Below are 21,945 nucleotides of genomic sequence, written 5' to 3'. Positions count from 1 at the left end.
GGATTACTCGGGTCAGGCCCGAGCACATGCAAGTCCGGCAATGACGAAAAGATGAGCTTTTGCCACCTGTTGGACATTGTGGCCAACGGTGAAGCTGACGAGTAACGGATAAGCGCGGCTGGGGCTTCCAGCCGCGTTTTTTATTGCGCGGCGGTGTCGTCGAAGCGGCCGGATTTCGGGAAGCCGCGTGGGACGGGCTTGCCGGCGCTGGCGCGGCTGCCGGTCCATTCGGCCAGATCGGTGACGGTGCGCGTGCGCCCGGCGCTTCAAATCCTTACGATCCGTCCAGCAGCCGCGTGACAAGGTCATCGATTTGTTGGGAAAGACCAGCCTCCGCGAGAGCAGTGCGGATCACTTCGCGAGCCTTCTGGAAACCGACGGTCTTAGGGATATCGATGGCGGCGGCCACCTGTTCCGCCTCCGCACCGGCCGCGGCAAGGTCACCATGTAGCGGATTCTGGGCCGCAAACCGAGGTATGGGAAGGTTGAACATGACCTTATGGAAGTGGCGGGCACCCCATTGCCCTCTGGCTTGGAAGTCAGCGATGCGCATACGTGCGGTCTCACTGTTGAGAACGGTGGTGATATAGCGGGCTTCATCGAGTGATTCGAGTTTAGCCCAGTATACTCCACTTTCGACAATGGCTGAGCTGTCAGCCAACACTACTGCCGCGGGAATCTTGCCGGAGGTCGCATATGCGACCCGCAGAGATGGGACAGGAAACTGTGCGCCTAGTTCGTTGTGATAATTCCAGCGGTCGACGAGGAACATGTCGCTGGTCTTATTGGCATTCCAGGCGGCCTCCGCGTTCTCCATCCACGAGGCGAGATGCACCAAGCCCCGCCGCGATGCGCCGGCTGCGTCCAGCACATTGCCGTTTTGATCGGTTGGAATGACGCCCTCGAATGCCCTGAGCACGCGAAAAGGCGCGATCGATTCGCCAAGATAGACCGGCCGCAGAAACTCGGCCTCGACATTGCCTTCAAGGCCTTGGAGAGACTTCCAAGGCTCCTTTTCCTGGCGCGAACGCCAGCTCCGAACCAGCGGGGCGGCAGGGTTGCCGCCAAGCCGGCTTACGGGCGCTCGTTCGACAAGGCAAAGCATACGCGGCACCAATGTCGCTCCTTGCCGGAAGGCGGACCTGTAAGCCGATCCTCCTTCGTACTGCGCGGTTTCCAGCGCCGGAGCATTCTCGGTAATGGTGAGGTGAAGGTCCGCCATCTCCTCAGATGCATCGCGCTTCGGCAGACGCCCGGAAAACGCCGTTACCCGATCCGGCATGGCCTTTGCGAGCGCGTGTTCGCGGCGGGCGAACACAACGCAGGACGGCACAGGAAACAGAGGCTCAACGGAGTCGTCGAAAGTCCATGCCTCGTCGAAGGCAACCTTGGAGGACCCGAAAGACCCGTTGCGGAACGCTTCGAACTGGCCCCGAGTCAGCGCCGCCATCGGCATCACGAATGCGATACGTCCATCCCGCTTCAAATACAGTGCCACAGCACGGGCGAAGAACAGCGCGGAAAGATCGTTCTGGGCGGCGAGCTTGCCGCCGACATAAACCCGTTCGCCTCTGGAAAGTTCGCGAAACCTGTTTTGCAGGTCTTTATTCATGTGCCGAAACGCGAGCCAGGGCGGGTTGCCCACGATAACGTCCGCTTTACGGGTGTCTGCGGAGAGATATAGCGGGCGGCTCAGATTGCGGGCTACGTAAGCCCAGATCGAATTGCGGTCGGTACGGCGTAATTCGTCATAAAGTCTATAGGTTTCAGCAAGATCGGCCAGCACCCCTTCGTCCGCGATGCCCAAAGAGCGGACGGCAGCTACGAATGCCTTTACTCCACGGCCCTGTTCCGAGTGATCCTGCATACGTTGAACAACACTATCGAGCAGAGCGGGATCGCGGCAGACCACTTGCGGGAAGCGGAGCGCCTTCTCGCCAGTCGCCACCTGTCCCCGAGGTTCCTTCGCAGGGGGCGCAGGAACGGAAACGATCAGTTCCTCGCCCGCAAGCATGTGCTTGACCGAGAGTTGCAGGGCATCGCCGACATAGACAGGAATAGAGATGCTAGCTGCACGGCTCCCGAGAACAGGACCGAGCGCCAGGAGGTAGGTAACGCGAGCGATGATCGCCGCGACTGGGTGGATGTCCATTCCGGCGACAAGCGTAGTGGCGCGGGCCGCCCGCTCCGGCTCCGGGATCCCCTCCTCCGCAGCGACGGAAAGGAACCTCTTTACCGCATGGAACAGGAAGGTTCCCGAACCGCACGCGGGATCGAGCACACGCTGATTGAGGGGATCACTCACCGTGTGCCGAACGACCTTCTTGGCGAGCCAGTCGGGCGTATAGTATTCGCCAAGGCCATGCCGCTGCGCCCGGTCTATCAGCGATTCATAGAGCACCTTGAGAACGTCAGTGTCGACATCGACCAAGCGGAAACGGGCGACGTGTCGCACGATCCGCTGTACCAAATCGGGACCGCCGGGCGCTTCCAGTATCCAGTCGAAAAAATCGCTTTCTACGGCGCCGTTAACGCCGTGAGCGACGAACTGCTGGCCAGAAAGAAGGTCGTCCGGTTTGGAAGTGGGTAGTTCAAGAACCTTAGCTGCGATCGCCTTGGCGACGATGACGAGGAATGTATGCTGAAACCATAATGCCTCATCCTCGATATCGTTACCATAGACGAGGCGAAGGAGCTGCTGCCAGAGCTGACGCTTTAGTGCCGCGGTGGGGCGATCCGCTACCTTCTCCCAAGCATCGGAGAGATCGGCCAATGCGCGCTTAAATGCGACACTCTCGGCCCCGAGCTGCAAGCGGATCGTTTCGGCGTCGGGGGCAAGCTCTGAACCTACAGCCAAGGTCCCCTTTAAATGGCCCAGAAACTGTCCAGGACAGGAAGGATCGAGACGCCACTCCTTTAGCGTTACCAAAATACCTGCACGCAGTTCGTAAGCAATCCAGTCAAGACCGTCGGTTACGACGGCGACATAGCGCTCGCCGGTGTCACCCTCCCGCCCAGCGAGATAATCCGGCACACGGCGCTCTGCATCTGCGCGCTCGCGGCCGAGGTCAGACTTTACCTCGAAAATCGTGCGCCCCAGGACCGCATCAATACGGCCACGCACCTCTGGGACCGGTTCTTCAAAATAAACGTCGACCCGATCTGCCTTGAATTCGGCAACCAAAAGTTCCCGGATCGAGGATTTGACCTCGTCATGGCCGGGCTTGCGCGCGAGATCCTGTAGAAGGCTGTCGATGCGTTCGTTGCTCACAATGAAGCCTCTATCACGATCGCCCTCGCCCAATACATTTTATGAGAGTTGGGCTTAAAAAGCTTTTGGTAACCAACGAGCAAACGAATATAGCCGCTTCGAATCGATGAAGCGACCCGACAAATTTAATGTCTCAGGGCAAAGCACACTATGACGGCGTGTCGTCGAAGCGGCCGGATTTCGGGAAGCCGCGTGGGACGGGCTTGCCGGCGCTGGCGCGGCTGCCGGTCCATTCGGCCAGATCGGTGACGGTGCGCGTGCGCCCGGCGCTGTCGGTCCATTGCAGGCCCTCGGCGCGGGTGAACACGCGCGCATCGCTCAAGGCCCCGCCGCGATAACGCTGAAGCCGGACGCCGCGCCCGCGCGTCATCTCGTTGACCTCATCCAGCCCGAACACCAGCAGCTTACGGTTGTCGCCGACCACCGCGACGCTGTCGCCGTCCGCCGGGGTGCAGACGACCGCCCGTTCGCCCTTCCCGAGGTTGAGCGCCTGCTTGCCCTTGCGCGTGGCGGCGTAGACCTCGCTCTCGCTCACGATGAAGCCGTTGCCCGCGTTCGAGGCGATAAGCAGCTTGCGGTTCGGGTCGTGGACCAGCAGCTCGACGATCCCGGCGTCTTCCTCCAGATCGACCATCAGCCGCACCGGCTCGCCGGCGCCGCGCCCGCCGGGCAGGTCGCTTGCGCTGAGCGTGTAAAACTTGCCGTTGGTGGCGAACAGGATGAGCTTGTCGGTCGTCTGCGCCTTGAGCGCGCGCAGCAGCTTGTCGCCGGTCTTGAATTGCAGCTTGTCCAGGTCGTTACCGTGGCCTTTCAGCGCGCGGATCCAGCCCTTTTCCGACAGGATGACGGTGATCGGTTCGCGCTCGATCAGCGCCTCGTCCAGGTTGACCTCGATCTGCGGCACATCGCCAAAGTCGGTGCGGCGGCGGCCGACCTCGGTGTCCTTGCCGAAGCGCGCGCGGACCTCGCCGATCTCGTCCGAGATGCGCGCCCACTGCTTGTCGTCGGAGGCCAAAAGCGCTTCAATCTCGCCCTTCTCGGCGGTGAGGGTGTCGTGCTCCTTGCGGATTTCGATCTCTTCGAGCTTGCGCAGCGCGCGCAGCCGCATGTTCAGGATCGCCTCGGCCTGCACCTCGGTCAGGTCGAAGCGCTCCATCATCACCGCCTTGGGGTGGTCCTCCTCCCGGATGATGTGGATGACCTCGTCGATGTTGAGATAGGCGACGAGATAACCGCCCAGCACCTCCAGCCGGTGCTCGATCTTCGCCAGCCGGTGGCGCGAGCGCCGGACCAGCACCTCCTTGCGGTGCGCCAGCCACTCGTTCAGCACCTCCCGCAAAGACAGCACGCGTGGCACCTGCCCGCCGCTCAAGACGTTCATGTTGAGCGGGATACGCGATTCCAGATCGGTCAGGCGGAACAGCTGCTCCATCAGCAGGTCGGGCTCCACCGTTCGGGACCGCGGCTCCAGCACGATGCGGATGTCCTCGGTCGACTCGTCACGCACATCGGCCAAGAGCGGCAGCTTTTTCGCGGTGAGCAGCTCGGCGATCTTCTCGATCAGGCGGGATTTCTGCACCTGGTACGGGATTTCGGTGACGACGATCTGCCACTGCCCGCGCCCGGTATCCTCCCGGTGCCAGCGCGCCCGCACGCGAAAACCCCCGCGCCCGGTGGCGTAGGCGTCCCCGATCGACGCGCGGTCCTCCACGATCACGCCGCCGGTGGGGAAGTCCGGGCCGGGGACGATGTCGGCAAGCTCGGCCGCCGTGATGTCGGGCCGCGCAATCAGCGCCTGCGCCGCGGCGCAAAGCTCATCGAGGTTATGCGGCGGGATGTTCGTCGCCATGCCGACCGCGATCCCCGCCGCGCCATTGGCCAGCAGGTTCGGCAGCGCGGCGGGCAGCACCACCGGCTCGCTGTCCTCGCCGTCATAGGTGTCGCGGAAATCGACCGTGTCCTCGTCGATGCCGTCGAGCAGCGCGCGGGCCGCCTCGGTCAGCCGCGCCTCGGTGTAGCGCATGGCCGCGGCGTTATCGCCGTCGACATTGCCGAAATTGCCCTGGCCGTCGACCAGCGGATAGCGCACCGCGAAGTTCTGCGCGAGGCGCACCAGCGCGTCATAGACCGCCTGGTCGCCGTGGGGGTGGTATTTACCGATGACGTCGCCGACCACGCGCGCGCATTTCTTGAAGCCGGCATCCGGATCGAGCCGGAGCTGGCGCATGGCGTAGAGCAGGCGGCGGTGAACGGGTTTCAGCCCGTCGCGCACGTCGGGCAGCGCGCGGTGCATGATGGTGGAAAGCGCGTAGGACAGGTAGCGCTCTTCCAGCGCGTCGCGCAGGTTGACCGGGGTGGGGTCGGGCGTGGCGTCGGAGGGCGGTGGTGTCTGGTTCATGGGTTTTGGTTAGCGGAGTCGCGGTGGGGTGGCAAGCGCATCCACGCTTGACAAACCTCTTTATTGGCGATCCGAATCTGAGTATTTATTTTGCCTCCCACCCTTCAACAACCCTATATAAAATGATGCCATGCCCAACGACACCACGGGATCGCTCACAGACGAAGAAAAATCGATAGTCAAATCACTGTTAGCTGACGGCTGGAGAAATCAAGATATCCATGCTCTCGTGAACAATGGACGGAAAGCGACTGTCAACTTCGCGAGAATCACGGAGGTGAAACAAGATGATACGATTCCATTGGCCTCCGATAATACCGTTGAGCTATTTAAGGAAAAAAAGAGATCGTATGATCCAATTACTGGGTTAAATCTGTTTGATGACGAGCGCCTGATACGATCGCGAGAGGCGATGTATGTGGCTGTCCAAGTTTTTAACAACCCGAGCGTAAAATTCAAGACCGAGACATTCTGCGTAATGGCTATAATCGCCTGGACATACCTCCTACACGAGTATTATGTTCGGTCAAACATCAATATCGTAAACAAGCAAGGAAAAACATTCAGTCTATCATACATGTTGCGTCGGAATGACTGCCCCCTCCGAAAAGGGGTGATTCATAACCTTGAAGATATGATTGAAATTCGGGATGCTGTGGAGCACAAGCTTTTTGCAAGAGCCGACAAAAAGTTTTTTCCTTTATTTCAAGCGTGTTGTTTAAATTTTGATAATTCAATACGGGAGTTATTTGGAGAGTCGTGCTCACTCCGAAATGATCTTGATTTTGCATTGCAATTTGCTAAGTTAGATATTGAGCAAATTTCGGTGGTTCAGGATTTTGATATTCCTAGTCATATTAGCTCGCTGGACTCTGAGCTGACCGGAAGACGCAGCGAAGAAGAAATTAATGACCTCGAATATAGATTTAGGGTCGTGTATACTTTGGAAAGTGCGCCGAAAAGCCAAGCGCATATTAGATTTATCAATCCCAACAGCGAAGAAGGAAAAGAGATACGGCACGTTCTTGTAAAGCATAAGCCTTCAGACCAACTCTATCCGTATAAACCTAGTCATGCGGCTGCGCTTGTTGCTGAACGATCAGGGCGACACTTCAGCTTGCACCTTCACACAAAGGCTTGGAAAAAATACCGCGTGAGACCGCCTTCAGGATCTCCCAATCCTGATCAAACGGATCCGGATTATTGTACTTACAATTCGCTATACAAATCGTACTCATATTCTGACGCTTGGATAGATTTCCTTGTTGCTGAGATTGCTACCGATTCAGGTTATAATCAATTAAAAAATTTTACAGAGTCGAATTAAAGTCCATCAAATATCCAGCCCGTCCGCATAGGGCGCGCGCTCCTGGATAAACGCGAACCGCGCCTCCGGCTTCGTGCCCATCAGCCGGTCGACCACGCCGGCCGTCGCGCCGTCATCCTCTTCGATCGCCACGCGCAACAGGCTCCGCGTCGCCGGGTCCATCGTCGTCTCCTTGAGCTGCGCGGGCATCATCTCGCCCAGACCCTTGAACCGCGCGATCTCCACCTTGCCCTTGCCGGTGAATTCGCTTTCCAGCAGCGCGTCCTTGTGCGCGTCGTCGCGCGCATAAAGCGTCTTGCCGCCCTGCGTCAGCCGGTAGAGCGGCGGCACCGCAAGGTACAGATGCCCGCCCTCGATCAGCGGGCGCATCTGCGTGTAGAAGAAGGTCATCAGCAGCGAGGCGATATGCGCGCCGTCCACATCCGCGTCCGTCATCACGATCACCCGCTCATAGCGCAGGTCGTCCGCGCGGAAGGCGCTGCCCGTCCCGCAGCCCAGCGCCAGCACGAGGTCGGACAGAAGCTGGTTCTGCGCCAGCTTGGCGGATGAGGCGTTCGCCACGTTAAGGATCTTGCCGCGCAGCGGCAGCACCGCCTGCGTGCGCCGGTCACGCGCCTGCTTGGCCGAGCCGCCGGCCGAATCGCCCTCGACGATGAAGATTTCGCTGCCCGCCGCCGTGTTCTGCGAGCAGTCGGCCAGCTTGCCGGGCAGGCGCAGCTTGCGCGTCGCGGCCTTGCGGTTCACCTCCTTCTCGCGCTTGCGCCGCAGCCGCTCCTCCGCGCGCTCGATGACGAACTCCAGAAGGCGCGAGGCTTGCGCGGGGCTGGCCGTCAGCCAGTGGTCGAACTCGTCGCGCACCGCCTGCTCGACGATCCGCGCGGCGGACTGGCTGGCGAGCTTCTCCTTGGTCTGGCCCTGGAACTCCGGCTCGCGGATGAACACCGAGAGCATCGCGCCGGCGGCGGCCATCACGTCCTCGGCGGTGATCTGCGCGGCCTTCTTGTTGCCGACCATCTCGCCATAGGCGCGCAGGCCCTTCGACAGCGCGGCGCGCAGGCCGGTTTCATGCGTGCCGCCCTCGGGCGTCGGGACGGTGTTGCAATATGAGCTCATGAAGGCGTCGCGGTCGCCCAGCCAGGTGATCGCCCATTCGACCGTGCCGTGGCCGGTTTCCGCCTTGTGCTTGCCGGCGAATGGCGCAGGGGTGACGGTCGTCGCCCCGGCCGTTCGCTCGGCGAGGAAGTCGGCCAGCCCGCCAGGGAAGTGAAACTCGGCCTCCGCCGGGATGTCGTCATTTGCGCCGATCAGCTCCGGGTCGCAGGACCAGCCGATCTTCACGCCGCCGAACAGATATGCCTTCGCCCGGCTCATGCGGAAGATGCGCGCCGCGCGGAAGGCCGCGCCCTCGCCGAAAATCTCCGGGTCAGGCAGGAAGCGCATCGCGGTGCCGCGCCGCCCGCGCGTCGGGCCGACGCGCTCCAGCGCCGTGACGGGCTGCCCGCGCTCATAGACCTGCCGCCACAGCGCGCCGTCCCGCGCGACCTCCACCTCCAGCCGCGCAGAGAGCGCATTGACCACCGACACGCCCACGCCGTGCAGGCCGCCCGAGGTCGCGTAGACCTTCGAGTTGAACTTGCCGCCGGAGTGCAGCGTCGTGAGGATCACCTCCAGCGCCGACTTGTCGGTGAACTTCGGGTGCGGGTCTACGGGTATGCCGCGCCCGTCGTCGCGCACGGTCAGGAAGCCGTCGGCCTCCAGCTCGACCGTGATGCGCGTGGCGTGGCCCTCCACCGCCTCGTCCATCGCGTTGTCTATCACCTCGGCGAAGAGGTGGTGCAGCGCCTTCTCGTCCGTCCCGCCGATATACATGCCGGGCCGGCGGCGCACCGGCTCGAGACCTTCGAGAATTTCGATGTCGGCGGCGGTATAGGAGCCGTCCTTGTTGACGCGCGCCTTTGTGTTCTGGTTGCCCTGCGGCGCGGCGGCGAACAGATCGTTGGATGATGTCATATCTGGCTGTCGGTCGCTGTTTGGCTTGGCCCATTCTGCCCGATTCGCGCGCGCAGCGGCGCGAATCCCTCGCCGTCTTGCTCGCACGGGAACCTCAAGCCCGCAAGTGCCGCTGGGCGGGCTGTGGGCAGGTTTCACTTTGTTATTCGGGGCGGAAGGCAGCCCAAAAAAGGCGCCGGAGCCGTGTAACGGCCCGGCGCGGAGTTCAGACCTCGTCAACAGGATTCACGAACGGCTGCACCGGAATGCGCTGTCTGGCGCGGCAAGGAACCAGAGCGCCCCATCGCCGCTGTTCGTAAAACCCTACAGACCCATCGGCCTCGTCTCAACGCAGTGACAGCCGCCGACGGCTCCTGACTCCAGTCATAATCAATTCTGTGTGAGAAGAAAGCGGGCAATTTTGAAAAAATTGCATTTTTTACGGGTCAGGTAAATGCGGGAGTGTCCTTCGACACATGCTCACACGGCTGAAGCGGATTTGAGGACGTCTCGTCACGGAATGTTTCCGCGAGCCGCGAACCGAGGAGCGTGTCGTAGACGTCCAGCGTGGCAGACTGCATCGCCTGCGTCGTGAAGCGTGCCGTGACATGCGCCCGGCCGCGCGCGCCTATTCGCGCCAAGGTCTCGGGCGGGAGGCGCAGCGCGTTTTCGAGGCAGGCAGCGAGGGCATCCGGGTCGTCGGGCGCGACCAGCCAACCCGTGCCCTCGTCCCCCGAACAGCGCATCGGCACCAGCGTCTCCGGCAACGCACCGCGCTCCGCGACGATGACCGGTTTTTCGGCCGCCTGCGCTTCCGCCGAGGCGCGTCCGAAGGCTTCGGCCTCGCGTGAGGCGACCACGACGATCTCGGCCGCGCGGCAGGCGGCAGGCACGTCCGAAACGTGGCCGACCAGTTTGATCCGGCCGTCCAGTCCGTTCGCGGCGATCAGCTCGCGGAGTTGGCGTTCATATTCGTGCCGCCCCTGCGCATCGCCCGCGAGCACAACGGCCACGTCGCCCATATCGGCTTGCTTCAAGACGCGCGCGGCCGCGGCGATGACGATGTCCTGCCCCTTCCAGCGGGTGAGGCGGGCGACCTGCAGCACGATCCGCGTTTCCGGCGCGACGCCCCAGGCCGCGCGCAGCGCCGCGACCCGCTCGGGCGAAACGGCGTCCGGTGCGAACCGTTCGACATCCACTCCGCGATAGATCACGCGCACCTGTTCCGGCTGCGTCCCATGCCGGCGCATGAGCAGATCGGCGGTGTAGCGCGAATTGGCGATGACGACGTCGCCGCGCGCCATGACAGAGTTGTAAAAGCTCTTGGCCCGCGATTTCTGGTTATAGGCGCCGTGATAGGTTGTCACGAATGGCACCCCGGCTAGCCGGGCCGCCGCCAGCGCGCTCCAGGCCGGGGCGCGGCTGCGGGCATGGACCAGATCGACGCCGCGCGCCCGGATCAGACCGCGCAGCGCCGCGATGTTCGCCGCCATGCGCACGGGGTTCTTGGTGGCGAGCGGCAAGGGGCAAAGCTCGCCGCCCGCCCGCGCCAGCGTCTCCTCCAGGCGTCCGCCCTGCGAGGCCACAAGACACCGCCCGCCCGTGCGCGTCACCGCTTCGACCATCTCGATCGCGGACGCCTCGGCGCCCCCGGTGTCGAGTTCAGGCACGACTTGAAGTACTGTGGGTGAGGGCTTGCCGCTCACGCTTGAACCACCGCGCAGATATATGATGTTTGTCGGCTCGAGCCGGAAACGAGTGGGGACCTTAGAATGAGCACCGAGAACAATCAATTCCGCCTGCCTTCGCAGACGCTCCCAGTGACGGATGCCAGCGGCAACACGACCGACATCGCCACCATCTGGCACCGTGGCTCCGGCCCGTACCGCCCCACCATCATGTGGCTGAGCGGTTTCAAGTCCGACATGCGCGGCGGCAAGGCGATGAGTCTGGCGGAGTGGTGCGGCTGGCACGATTACGGTTTCCTGAGCCTCGATTATTCCGGCCACGGCGAGTCGGGCGGCCGCTTTGAAGACGGCACCATTGGCGACTGGCTCGCGCAGGCGCGGGCGGTCCTAGAGTGGGCCGATCCGGCGCGCTTCGTGATGGTGGGCTCCAGCATGGGCGGCTGGATCGCCATGCTGCTGATGCGTCAGTTGATGAAGGAAGATCCCGAACGCGCCAAGCGGGCGATCGGGCTGGTGCTGATCGCGCCGGCCTGGAACATGACCGAGCGCATCTACAACGAGATGACCGACGAACAACGCGCGGCGCTCGAACGCGACGGCGAGGTGATTCGCCCGTCCGACTATGATCCAGCCGGCTATCCCATCACCCGCAAGCTGATCGAGGAGGGCAAACGGTATCTGATCCCTTCAGACACTCCGATCGACGTGGGCGCGCCGGTGCGAATCATTCAGGGGATGCACGACGAAGATGTTCCGTGGCGCGATTCGCTGGAGCTCTTTCAGCGACTGGTGCAGGAGGACGCTCACCTGCATCTGGTCCGCGATGGCGAGCATCGCCTGTCACGGCCGCAGGACATCCATCTGATCTTTAATGCGGTGCGGCATGTGCTTGAAACCCTGACGGAGTCCTGAGGCTGTCCAGCGCGCTTGATTCGCCTTGGACTGTTCCGTTACCGTTTCCATTTAAAGTGGTGGCAAGGCGGGAATACTGCCGAGGACCCAGCCGCGAAGCGGAGCAAGTCGTGACCAAGCACGCCAGGCGATTTCCCGAGTTCTACATCACGGCGCCACAGCCCTGCCCATACCTGCCGAACCGGCGCGAGCGAAAACTGTTTACCCATCTCGTACCGGGAAAATCCTCGGCGATCATTGATAACCTGCTGACCAACGGCTTCAGGCGCAGCCAGAACATCGCTTACATCCCCTATTGCGAGAATTGCTCGGCCTGCGTGTCGGTCCGGATCGTCGTTGATCAGTTCGAACGAAAACGCACCAACAAGCGTATCTGGAAACGCAACCACGACCTGTATGTGGAGCGCGTCTCGGCGATCCCGACTGCAGAGCAATATGCGCTGTTCAGCGATTATGTCGGTACGCGCCACGCCGATGGCGGGATGGCCGATATGTCCGCGCTGGATTACTCGATGATGGTGCGCGACAGCGTCATCGACACGTTCCTGAGCGAGTACCGCCAGCGCCCGGAAGACGCCGCCCCGGATGCCGATCCGCAGGACTGGCCGCTGGTCGCCGTCGCGTTGTGCGACCGTCTGAGCGACGGGCTGTCGCTGGTCTACAGCTTCTTCGATCCGGAGCTGTCCTGGCGGAGCCTCGGCAACTTCATAATCCTTGAGCACATCGAGCAGGCGCGGCGCGAAGGCTTGCCCTACGTTTACCTGGGCTACTGGATCAAGGACTCGCCGAAGATGGCCTACAAGACGCGCTTTCAGCCGCAAGAGCATCTGACCGCGCGTGGTTGGGTGCTGTACGAGCCTGAAGACGGTGAGGAATAGCGGGTCTCAGATACGCTGGTTATATTCGCCGACCTCGTCGTAGCTCTGCAGGTGCGAATCGATCGCCTCGAAGATCGCGCGCATGTTCTCTTCGCTGGTCGGGCTTTCGACCACCACGACCAGCTTCGGCTCGTTCGACGAAGCGCGCACGAGGCCCCATGTCCCGTCCTCCAGCACGATCCGCACGCCGTTGACCGTGATGAGATCGCGAATCGGTTGCCCCGCCAGCTCCGCGCCGCTCCGGGAAAGCTGCTTGAAGTGCGCGGTCACCCGGTCGATCACGTCATACTTCTTGTCGTCCGGGCAGTGCGGCGACATCGTCGGCGACTGCCAGGCGGGCGGCAGGTCGCGCAGCAGATCGGCGAGGCTCTTGTCCGGGTTGCGGTCGAGCATCTCGCACACCGCCAGCCCGGCGATCAGGCCGTCGTCATAGCCCCGGCCCAGCGGCGGGTTGAAGAAAAAGTGCCCGGATTTCTCGAAGCCGACCAGCGCCCCGACCTCGTGGCTGTAGCGCTTGATGTAGGAGTGGCCGGTCTTCCAGTAGTCGGTCGTGGCTTGGTTCGCCTTCAGGACAGGATCGGTCAGGAACAGGCCGGTTGATTTGACGTCAGCGACGAACTTCGCGCCCTTGTGCTGGTAAGAGATGTCGCGCGCCAGCATCAGGCCCATCCGGTCGGCGAAAATCTCCTTGCCCTCGTTGTCGACGAAGCCGCAGCGGTCGCCGTCGCCGTCGAAGCCGAGCGCCACATCCGCCCCGTGCTCCAGCACCGCGTCGCGCATGGCATGGAGCATCGCCATGTCTTCCGGGTTCGGGTTGTGGCGGGGGAAAGTGTAGTCGAGCGTGCAGTCCAGCGGCACGACCTCGCAGCCCACCGCCTCGAACACGCGCGGCGAAAAATAGCCCGCCGTGCCGTTGCCGCAGGCCACGACGACCTTGGGCCGGCGCGTCAGCTTTGGCCGGTCGGTCAGATCGGCGATGTACCGCTCCGCCATGTCCGGCACGCGCATGTAGCGCCCGCCGCCCGGAAGTTCATATTCACCGTCAAGCACCATCCGGCGCAGCGCGTCCATCTCGTCCGGGCCGAAGGTCAGCGGGCGCTGCATCCCGATCTTGATGCCGGTCCAGCCGTTGGGGTTGTGGCTCGCCGTGACCATCGCCACACCCTCGACCTCAAGCGCGAACTGGGCGAAATAGGCCATCGGCGACAGCGCCAGCCCGATATCGTGCACCTCAGCGCCGCCCGACAGCAGTCCGGCGATCAGCGCCTGTTTCACGGCGCAGGAATAGGAGCGGTAATCATGCCCGACGACGATTCGCGCCGGCACGCCGCGCTGGCGCATGAGCGTTGCCAGGCTCGCGCCGATGGCGTGGAAGCCGGGCAGGTTGATGTCTTCGGGATAGCGCCAGCGCGCGTCGTACTCACGAAAACCCGACGGCTTGACATAGGCGAACTGCTCGAACTCCGCGGTGTTCGGCGTCAGATCGGTGCGCGGCTTCGCGGTCATGTCGCTCCCGTCGGTTGCGCGGGCGACGGCTATTGCGTGAGTGTCAGTTGCTGCCCGCTCATCTCGAATCGGCTTAGCCGATTGATGAAACTCATGCCAAGCAGATTTTGCCGGAGCCGCCCCGGTGCTGTCACCACGGCGTCGACATGGCGCACGACGATCTCGCCGATTCGCACCTCGTCGAGCACGACGGGCGCCACCGCCGTTGTCCCGTTGGCCGTTTCCGTCTTCTTGATGAAAGGCAGCTCGGACGGCTGGAGCCCCAAGCTCAACGCGGTCTTGAAGGTCAGCGCCACATAGGTCGCGCCGGTGTCGGTCATCATCTCCACCGGCATGCCGTTGATATCCGCGGTGACGCTGAAATGCCCGAGCGCGTTCGCCTTGAGGGTCACGCTGCGGTCCGGCTGCGAGTCCGAAGCCTGCGACTCATCGCTCTCCGCGCGCACGACTTCGGCTTGCCATGTCGGATCCGGCCGAACCTGCGCAACCGACAAATTCTGATGCGCCGGCTCGAAATAATGATAACTCGCCAGCGCCGCGAAAATCCCCGCAAGCGCGGGCGCGACACTGCACGCGCCGGGAAAGCGCCTCATGGCCCTTGTGTCCCCTCGTACTCCTGCACCCGAATCGAAACGCCTGCCGCTGTTACCCCCGCAGCGTCAGGACGTCTCCGGAGAACTCATAGGAACGCAAACGGCTTAAGAAACTCATACCAAGAAGGCTTTTTGAAAGCGAACCGGGCCGCGTGACCAGCGCCTCGACATTGCGCCGCACGACCGGGCCGACCGCCACCTCGTTCAGCCGCAGCCTTGCGGCGTAGGAGCGGCCATTCGCCGTCTGCACCGGCACATTATAAGAGATGCCGGACAGATCGATCCCGGCGCGGCGCGCATCCTCGGCCCGCAGCACCAGCGCGGACGCGCCCGTGTCAACGATCATGTCGATCTCGGCGCCCTTGACCGAGACCCGCGCGGTGAAATGCCCGTCCCAGCCGCGGCGCACGCGCACGGCCTGCGTCTCGCCCACGCTGGACACCGCCACCTGCGAGCCGCGCGGCAAAAGCTCGCCCGCCACCCGCTCGGCCACCACCAGCAGCTCGGCGCGGTAGGCGTACACGCCGACCAGGAACAGCATCAGCAGCAGCCACGCCGCGATGTCCCGCGCCGCGGTGCCGATTCGCCCGCGATACGCGCCCAGCAGCGCGCTGCCGAGGAACACCACCAGCGCCAGCCCCGCCACCAGCCGCGCGAACGCCTCGTTGCTGAACCCCGCGATGGTGCCCGCGTCATGCGACACGATCAGCGCGACCGCCGCCGCGCATAACACACCCAGGGCGATCCACACCGCCACGCTTTGCCCTCCTCACATTTGCCGCGCGTCACGCACGCGCGCACGATAGCGTTAATGCCTTAAAGGATAGTGCGCGCGCGCAAGTTTGGCGAGGGGCGCGGCCCGGCGTCATTGCGAGCGCAGCGACGCAATCCAGCCCGAAACGTTGTCCTCGCGGCTGGATCGCTTCGGCCTAGCGGCCTCGCGATGACGGTTGTCCCTGGTGCCGCCCGGCGTCATTGCGAACGAAGTGACGCAATCCAGCCGCAAACGCCAATGCTAACCGCTGGATCGCTTCGGGCCATCGGGCTTCGCGATGACGTCGGTGTCACGCGATGATCTCTGGATAGAGGTCGGCCCAACCAGGATTGTGCGCCTCGATCAGGGCAATTTTCTTCGCGCGCGAGCCGGCCTTGATTTGCTTCTCGCGGGCGATGGCATCGGCGATGTGGTCGAACAGCTCGAAGTGCACGAGCCGATCGCAGCCGTATCTTGCGGCGAAGCCCTCTGATACACCTGTCTTGTGCTCGTGGATTCGCTTGACGAGGTTGGATGTGACCCCGGTGTAAAGCGTCCCGTCGCGCCTGTTGGCAAGGATGTAGACCGCTGCTTGCCTGTCGTTGTGTATTGGCTTCATGACGTTGGCTCCCGTCCAGACGCGCGGCAACATTGTTGTCATTGCGCGCGTCTCGTTCTGTCATTGCGAACGAAGTGACGCAATCCAGCCGCAAACGCCAATGCCAACCGCTGGATGGCTTCGGGCCTGCGGCCCTCGCCATGACGGTTGTTATGGCGCCGCTCGTCGGCATTACGAATCCACCTCCCCATGTCATTGCGAGCGAAGCGAAGCAATCCAGCCAAGAACGCTAACGCTCGCCGCTGGATCGCTTCGGGCTTGCAGCCCTCGCGATGACGGTTGTCCTTGGCGCCGCCCGGCGTCATTGCGAACGAAGTGGAGCCGAAGGCCGGCGCGGAGCGACGACGCAATCCAGCCGCAAACGCCAATGCCAACCGCTGGATGGCTTCGGGCCTGCGGCCCTCGCCATGACGTGGCGGGCGGGGCTTCGCGATGACGCCAACCTGCGCCGCCACCAACCCCCAAGTGGCGCAAAAGCAACAAGGTCGCTCGGATTCCACACAGCGTGTTGGGTTGCTGTTTACCCCCCACGGCGATTGGACTAACAGTGAGATGCACGTTTGGTGCGCTGCTCAGCAAACGGCGGCTTGATCACCGCCTTGGGCAGCAAGCCAAGCACTGAACCGCTCCGGCGAACGGATGGGGGTCATCCAAGAGTTTGGCGGTGCGTTCATCAAGTCCGGCTAGCCAGATGGGGGTGCGCAAGCACTTGGCGAGGCCGGCAACAACGGCGCGGGAACGTTAATTCCCGCATTTGGGCACCTCGGTGCGTTTTTGCCGAGGTAAAACTGGAGATGGTGATGATTGGGGGAACTATGAAAACGACCAGTCGTTTTGCGCTGGCCGCTGCCGCCGGTCTCTTCGTGGGCGCGATGGCGTTCACGCCGGCGAAAGCTGCTGACCTGGGCGGTGACTGCTGCGCCGACCTGGAAGAGCGTGTTGCTGAGCTTGAGGCCACTACGGTCCGCAAGGGCAACCGCGTGGTCTCGGTCCAGCTTTATGGTCAGGTCAATCGTGCCCTGATGTTCTGGGATGACGGTGTCGACTCTGACGTTTACGAAGTCGACGGTGACGGGTCCGGCACGCGTATTGGCGTGCGTGGCTCGGGCGCCCTGATGTCGGGCGTGGAAGCCGGCTATCGCCTTGAGTGGGAGCTGCAGACCAATGACAGTTCCGACGTAAGTCAATTCAATCACGAGGGCGATGGCGTCAAAGACGGTATCGCTCTGCGTCAGGCAAACGTCTATCTCGACGGATCCTTCGGCCGTGTCACCCTGGGGCAGCAGTCTTCGGCGCTTGACGGCGTTGCCCAGGTAAATCTCGGCGGCACGTTCGCCGTGCCGGACAGCACGAGCGTCGGCGGCTTTTTGATCCGCGATGACAATGAGAACGTTACGCCTGGCTTCACTTGGGGCGATGTCATCTTTGACGGTGACGGTGGCCGCAACAACGGCATCCGTTATGATTCGCCGTCGCTGGCCGGGTTTATCTTGTCGGCCTTCTGGGGCGAGGATGATCTCGCCCAGGTCGCGCTGCGTTTTAGCAAGGAGTGGAACTCGGTTCGTGTTGCTGCGGCAGTCGGTTACGGCCTGAGTGATCCTGACTTGAAGACGGAAGGTCCAGGTGCTGGTACCGGTTTGGAGGGCTCTGACGACGAGCTCGAGTGGGTTGTCGGCTCTGTGTCGGCGATGCACGTGCCGACCGGCATCTTCGCAATGTTCAGCGCGCATGACAGCGAGCTGGATTATGAGGCGGCTGGCACCGATGATCTTGAGCGCTCGCACTGGTATGTGCAGGCCGGTGTGAACAAGAACTGGACCGGCATGGGCTCCACACGGATCTTCGGTGAGTACGGTGAGCATGAGACCGAGGGTGCTGTCGCCATTTCTGACGGAGTCTTCGACCCGAGCTTCCTCACTGGAGATGCCGAAGCTACCGTTATCGGTGGTGGTATCGAGCAGACCTTCGATGCTGCGGCGACCGACGTGTACCTCCATGTCCGCAACTATGAGCTGGACGGGGATACCCCGGACGAGTATGTGGAACAGGAGTACGAGGGTGACGCCGAAGATCTGACCACCGTCATGGGCGGTATGCGCGTCAAGTTCTAAGCCGGCTTGATCGCAGAACGATCCAAGGGGAGGCCGCCTTCGGGTGGCCTCTTTTTTTTTTGCGCTACCGCGCGCCGCGCCCGCCCGCCTGCCGTCATCGCGAGCGCAGCGCGGCGATCCAGCGTCGAACGCCGTGCCGTGCGGCTGGTTTGCTTCGGGCCTGCGGCCCTCGCAATGACGGTTACGCCGTCATCGCGAGCGCAGCGAAGCCGAAGGCCGGCGCGAAGCGACGACGCGATCCAGCCGCTAGCACCTTGCCGGGCGGCTGGTTTGCTTCAGCCCTTCGGGCTTCGCAATGACGAGGCGTCGCGGTGTGCTCTGCCGTCATCGCGAGCCTAGCGACGCGATCCAGCCAAGAACGCCGTACCTTGCCGCTGGTTTGCTTTGGGCCTGCGGCCCTCGCAATGACGGTTACGCCGTCATCGCGAGCGCAGCGTGGGGTGGACGCTGAGGCGCGCTCTGCCGTCATGCCCGTGCTTGACACGGGCATCCAGAGGTTGCGCCCACCCCTGATGGGTAGATCACCGGGTTCCCCGGATCGGTGTCCGGGGACAGGCAAGCCCGGTGGCGACGATGGCGTGGTGCTATTGTGTCATCGCGAGCGCAGCGAAGCGATCCAGCGTCGAACGCCGTGCCGTGCGGCTGGTTTGCTTCGGGCCTGCGGCCCTCGCAATGACGGTTACGCCGTCATCGCGAGCGAAGCGAAGCCGAAGGCCGGCGCGAAGCGACGACGCGATCCAGCGTCGAACGCCCTGCCGTGCGGCTGGTTTGCTTCAGCCCTTCGGGCTTCGCAATGACGAGGCGTCGCGGTGTGCTCTGCCGTCATCGCGAGCCTAGCGACGCGATCCAGCCAAGAACGCCGTACCGTGCCGCTGGTTTGCTTCGGGCCTGCGGCCCTCGCAATGACGGTTGACTTGGCACTTCCCCGTCATCGCGAGCGCAGCGAAGCGATCCAGCCTCACGCGCCGTACCTCTCGGCTGGATTGCTTCGGCCTGACGGCCTCGCAATGACGGCAATGACGCCGGTGTGGCATTGCGCTTGCCCCCTCCCAGCGCTTAAATCCGGGTTATGCCGAAAGCCGACAAGCCCACGCTCCCCAGCGCCGAAACCCTTCGCGCGCCCGCCGCCGCGCAATCCGCCCCGCCAGCGGACGCGCCTGCGCGCCCGGCCACCGGCCCCGACGTCATCGCCGGCTATCTCCCGCACCTGTCGGGCAGCCCCGGCGTCTACCGCATGATCGGCGCGGACGGCGAAGTGCTCTATGTCGGAAAGGCGCGCAACCTGAAAAAGCGCGTCAGCTCCTACGCGCGCGGCGGCGGGCACAACAACCGCATCACCAGCATGATCGCGCAGACCGCCGCGATGGAGTTCGTCACCACCGCGACCGAATCCGAGGCGCTGCTGCTCGAAGCGAACCTCATCAAGATCCACCGCCCGCGCTTCAACGTGTTGATGCGCGACGACAAGAGCTTCGCCAACATCCTGATCGCGCGCGACCACGAGGCCCCGCAACTGCGCAAGCATCGCGGCGCGCGCACGCGCAAGGGCGATTATTTCGGCCCCTTTGCCTCCGCCGGCGCGGTCAACCGCACGATCCACACGCTCCAGCGCGCGTTCTTGCTGCGCACCTGCACCGATTCGGTCTACGAAAGCCGCACGCGCCCCTGCCTGCTCTACCAGATCAAGCGCTGCGCCGGCCCCTGTACCGGCGAGATTTCGCTGGCCGACTATAACAAGCTCGCCGATGAGGCCGCCGCCTTCCTGCGCGGGGAGGGCAGCCGTGTGCGCGACGAGCTTCAGCAGAAGATGGAGGCCGCCAGCGCCGAACTCGACTTCGAGCGCGCCGCCATCTACCGCGACCGGCTCGCCGCGCTGGCGCAGATCACCGCGCGCCAGGACATCAACCTGGACGGCATCGAGGACGCCGACATCTTCGCCGCGGCGCAGGAGGGCGGGCAGACCTGCGTGCAGGTGTTCTTCTTCCGCGGCGGGCAGAACTGGGGCAACCGCGCCAACTTCCCGCGCGCCGACCAGCAGCAGACCGTCGAGGAGGTGCTGAGCGCCTTCATCGCGCAATTCTACGACGCGCAGCCCGCGCCGCCGACCGTGCTGGTCAGCCACGACCTGCCGGAGCGCGAATTGCTCTCCGAGGCGCTGAGCCTGAAGGCCGAGCGCAAGGTCCGCGTCCATGCGCCCAAGCGCGGCGAAAAGCGCGCCGCCGTCGAGCACGCGCAGCGCAACGCGCGCGAGGCGCTGGGCCGCCGTCTGGCCGAATCCGCGAGCCAGGCCCGCCTGCTGGAGGGGCTGGTCGACGCCTTCGGGCTGCAGGACGCGCCGCGCCGCATCGAGGTCTACGACAACAGCCACATCCAGGGCGGCCAGGCGGTCGGCGGGATGATCGTCGCGGGGCGCGAGGGCTTCGTGAAGTCGCACTACCGCAAGTTCAACATCAAGGCGGCCGATCTCACGCCGGGCGACGATTTCGGCATGATGCGCGAGGTGCTGCGCCGGCGCTTCACCCGGCTGATGAAGGAGGCCGCCCGCGCGCCGGACGCGCCCGCCGCTGGATCGCTTCGCGACGCTCGCGATGACGAGGAAGTAGGCCACACACCGTCATTGCGAGGGCCGCAGGCCCGAAGCAATCCAGCCCCGGACGACGCCGACCCCGACGCCTTTCCCGCTTGGCCGGACCTCGTGCTGATCGACGGCGGGCAGGGTCAGCTTTCGGCAGCTTCTGAGGTGTTCGCCGAACTGGGCATCAACGATGTGCCGCTCGTCGCCGTCGCCAAGGGGCCGGAGCGCAACGCCGGGCGCGAGCGCTTCTTCATGCCGGGCCGCAGCCCCTTCAGCCTGGAGCCGCGCGATCCAGTGCTCTACTTCATTCAGCGCCTGCGCGACGAAGCGCACCGCTTCGCCATCGGCGCGCACCGCACCCGGCGCAAGAACGCGAACGTGGCCAACCCGCTTGACGAAATCGCCGGCATCGGCCCGACGCGCAAACGCGCGCTCCTGAACCATTTCGGCTCGGCCAAGGCGGTGAGCCGCGCCGGGCTGGATGACCTCGCCGCCGTGCCCGGCATCAGCCGCTCGATGGCCGAGGCGATCTATAACCACTTCCACGACAAGTAAAAATCCCGCTGAGCATTTTCCGCGCTCTCACGATTTTAGCCCTGGCAGCCTTGCGCCCCGGCGGCCAAATCACCGATACTCTCTGCGTGGTGCGAACGTCGGCCAGCGGCGGGCCGGCGCGCCGCCAGATGCGAGGGGGCCCATGTCGTCCGAGCTTGCCTTTCGGGCGCAGCTCGTCATCAGCGAGCAACGCGAGGTTTACGATTATTGGCGACGCGCCGCGAACGGCCGGCCCATGCCGGCGCGCGCCGACCTTGATCCGGCGATGATGCGCCATCTGCTCCCCGGAATCAGCATCCTCGACGTGGGCGCGCGCTTCGACGCGTTGCGCTACCGGCTGGCCGGCACGCGACTTCATGACATCTACGGCTGTGAGGTGACCGGTCAGAACGTGTTCGAACTGCGCCTCGGGCCGAAACGACGCTATTGGCAGGCGGCCTATCGCCGCGTGGTGGAGGAGCGCATCCCGATGCAGGGCGCGGTAAAGGGGCCGGTCGCCGGGCGCGATCATGTCGTGCTGTTCTGGCTGCGCCTGCCGTTGTCTGATGACGGCGAGCGGGTGAGCAAGATCCTGTGTCACGATGTCGGGATCATGCCCGCGGCACTGGAGTCTGAAGCGCAGAGCGAGAATGTCGCGGAAGAATGAGGCTGGCGCCCATTGAGGTGGCGCCCCCTAGGGGAATCGAACCCCTGTTTCCAGGTTGAAAACCTGGCGTCCTAACCATTAGACGAAGGGGGCTTTGAAGCCCGGCCCGCGCTGCCCGCGAGC

Annotated in this window: 15 protein-coding genes and 1 tRNA gene; 6 read left to right on the top strand and 10 right to left on the bottom strand. The window is 63.6% G+C overall.

The annotated features are described in order from the left end of the window. Positions 1 to 274 precede the first annotated feature (274 nt). On the bottom strand, positions 275 to 3,271 hold the full coding sequence (locus BXY53_RS12480) for an N-6 DNA methylase (RefSeq protein ID WP_170144449.1): 2,997 nt from the start codon (positions 3,269 to 3,271) through the stop codon (positions 275 to 277). 148 nt (positions 3,272 to 3,419) lie between these two features. Next, positions 3,420 to 5,669, bottom strand: a complete 2,250-nt coding sequence (gene parC, locus BXY53_RS12475; protein ID WP_119062322.1) for a DNA topoisomerase IV subunit A — start codon at positions 5,667 to 5,669, stop codon at positions 3,420 to 3,422. A gap of 130 nt (positions 5,670 to 5,799) precedes the next feature. Between parC and BXY53_RS12470 the strand changes: the two genes are divergently transcribed. Further along, a complete protein-coding gene (locus tag BXY53_RS12470) occupies positions 5,800 to 6,996 on the top strand; it encodes a DUF3644 domain-containing protein (RefSeq protein ID WP_119062321.1) in 1,197 nt (398 codons plus the stop codon). Positions 6,997 to 7,002: 6 nt separating this feature from the next. Here the strand turns inward: BXY53_RS12470 and parE are convergent, their stop codons facing one another. Then, complete coding sequence (gene parE / locus BXY53_RS12465; protein WP_119062320.1) at positions 7,003 to 9,006, bottom strand: DNA topoisomerase IV subunit B; 2,004 nt, start codon at positions 9,004 to 9,006, stop codon at positions 7,003 to 7,005. A gap of 425 nt (positions 9,007 to 9,431) precedes the next feature. Further along, complete coding sequence (locus tag BXY53_RS12460) at positions 9,432 to 10,655, bottom strand: glycosyltransferase family 4 protein (protein ID WP_245410468.1); 1,224 nt, start codon at positions 10,653 to 10,655, stop codon at positions 9,432 to 9,434. A 102-nt stretch (positions 10,656 to 10,757) separates the two neighbouring features. Here BXY53_RS12460 and BXY53_RS12455 point away from each other — a divergent pair, with 102 nt between their 5' ends. Both BXY53_RS12455 and BXY53_RS12450 read left to right on the top strand, forming a co-directional pair. Then, on the top strand, positions 10,758 to 11,585 hold the full coding sequence (locus BXY53_RS12455) for an alpha/beta hydrolase (protein WP_119062319.1): 828 nt from the start codon (positions 10,758 to 10,760) through the stop codon (positions 11,583 to 11,585). 110 nt (positions 11,586 to 11,695) lie between these two features. Beyond that, the gene (locus BXY53_RS12450; RefSeq protein ID WP_119062318.1) at positions 11,696 to 12,463 is read left to right on the top strand and encodes an arginyltransferase; all 768 of its coding nucleotides are present in this window, start codon (positions 11,696 to 11,698) and stop codon (positions 12,461 to 12,463) included. Between the two features lie 6 nt (positions 12,464 to 12,469). On the opposite strand, the gene BXY53_RS12445 is transcribed toward BXY53_RS12450, so the two are convergent. The 5 genes from BXY53_RS12445 to BXY53_RS14030 all read right to left on the bottom strand — a co-directional run bounded on the left by BXY53_RS12445 (position 12,470) and on the right by BXY53_RS14030 (position 16,390). Next, positions 12,470 to 13,969 carry a phosphomannomutase/phosphoglucomutase gene (locus BXY53_RS12445; protein ID WP_119062317.1) on the bottom strand — a complete coding sequence of 500 codons (1,500 nt, stop codon included), beginning with the start codon at positions 13,967 to 13,969 and terminating at the stop codon, positions 12,470 to 12,472. Positions 13,970 to 13,998: 29 nt separating this feature from the next. After that, on the bottom strand, positions 13,999 to 14,562 hold the full coding sequence (locus BXY53_RS12440) for a retropepsin-like aspartic protease family protein (protein ID WP_119062316.1): 564 nt from the start codon (positions 14,560 to 14,562) through the stop codon (positions 13,999 to 14,001). A 52-nt stretch (positions 14,563 to 14,614) separates the two neighbouring features. Next, positions 14,615 to 15,319 carry a retropepsin-like aspartic protease family protein gene (locus BXY53_RS12435; RefSeq protein WP_119062315.1) on the bottom strand — a complete coding sequence of 235 codons (705 nt, stop codon included), beginning with the start codon at positions 15,317 to 15,319 and terminating at the stop codon, positions 14,615 to 14,617. A 307-nt stretch (positions 15,320 to 15,626) separates the two neighbouring features. Next, positions 15,627 to 15,935 carry a GIY-YIG nuclease family protein gene (locus BXY53_RS12430; RefSeq protein ID WP_119062368.1) on the bottom strand — a complete coding sequence of 103 codons (309 nt, stop codon included), beginning with the start codon at positions 15,933 to 15,935 and terminating at the stop codon, positions 15,627 to 15,629. 38 nt (positions 15,936 to 15,973) lie between these two features. Continuing rightward, positions 15,974 to 16,390 carry a hypothetical protein gene (locus BXY53_RS14030; RefSeq protein WP_147361560.1) on the bottom strand — a complete coding sequence of 139 codons (417 nt, stop codon included), beginning with the start codon at positions 16,388 to 16,390 and terminating at the stop codon, positions 15,974 to 15,976. Positions 16,391 to 16,729: 339 nt separating this feature from the next. Between BXY53_RS14030 and BXY53_RS12425 the strand changes: the two genes are divergently transcribed. The 3 genes from BXY53_RS12425 (at position 16,730) to BXY53_RS12415 (ending at position 21,822) form a co-directional block, all read left to right on the top strand. Then, entirely contained in the window at positions 16,730 to 18,046 is a 1,317-nt protein-coding gene (locus BXY53_RS12425) for a porin (RefSeq protein WP_119062314.1), read from the top strand. Between the two features lie 1,069 nt (positions 18,047 to 19,115). Further along, positions 19,116 to 21,176, top strand: coding sequence for an excinuclease ABC subunit UvrC (gene uvrC / locus BXY53_RS12420; protein ID WP_119062313.1), 2,061 nt, complete (start codon positions 19,116 to 19,118; stop codon positions 21,174 to 21,176). A 142-nt stretch (positions 21,177 to 21,318) separates the two neighbouring features. Next, entirely contained in the window at positions 21,319 to 21,822 is a 504-nt protein-coding gene (locus BXY53_RS12415) for a PAS domain-containing protein (RefSeq protein ID WP_170144448.1), read from the top strand. Positions 21,823 to 21,840: 18 nt separating this feature from the next. On the opposite strand, the gene BXY53_RS12410 is transcribed toward BXY53_RS12415, so the two are convergent. Continuing rightward, positions 21,841 to 21,915 (bottom strand) — tRNA-Glu (locus tag BXY53_RS12410). Between the last annotated feature and the right edge of the window lie 30 nt (positions 21,916 to 21,945).

This window comes from Dichotomicrobium thermohalophilum, from assembly GCF_003550175.1.
Taxonomy (GTDB): Bacteria; Pseudomonadota; Alphaproteobacteria; order Rhizobiales; family Rhodomicrobiaceae; genus Dichotomicrobium; species Dichotomicrobium thermohalophilum.
This window is presented reverse-complemented; position numbering and strand designations above follow the sequence as displayed.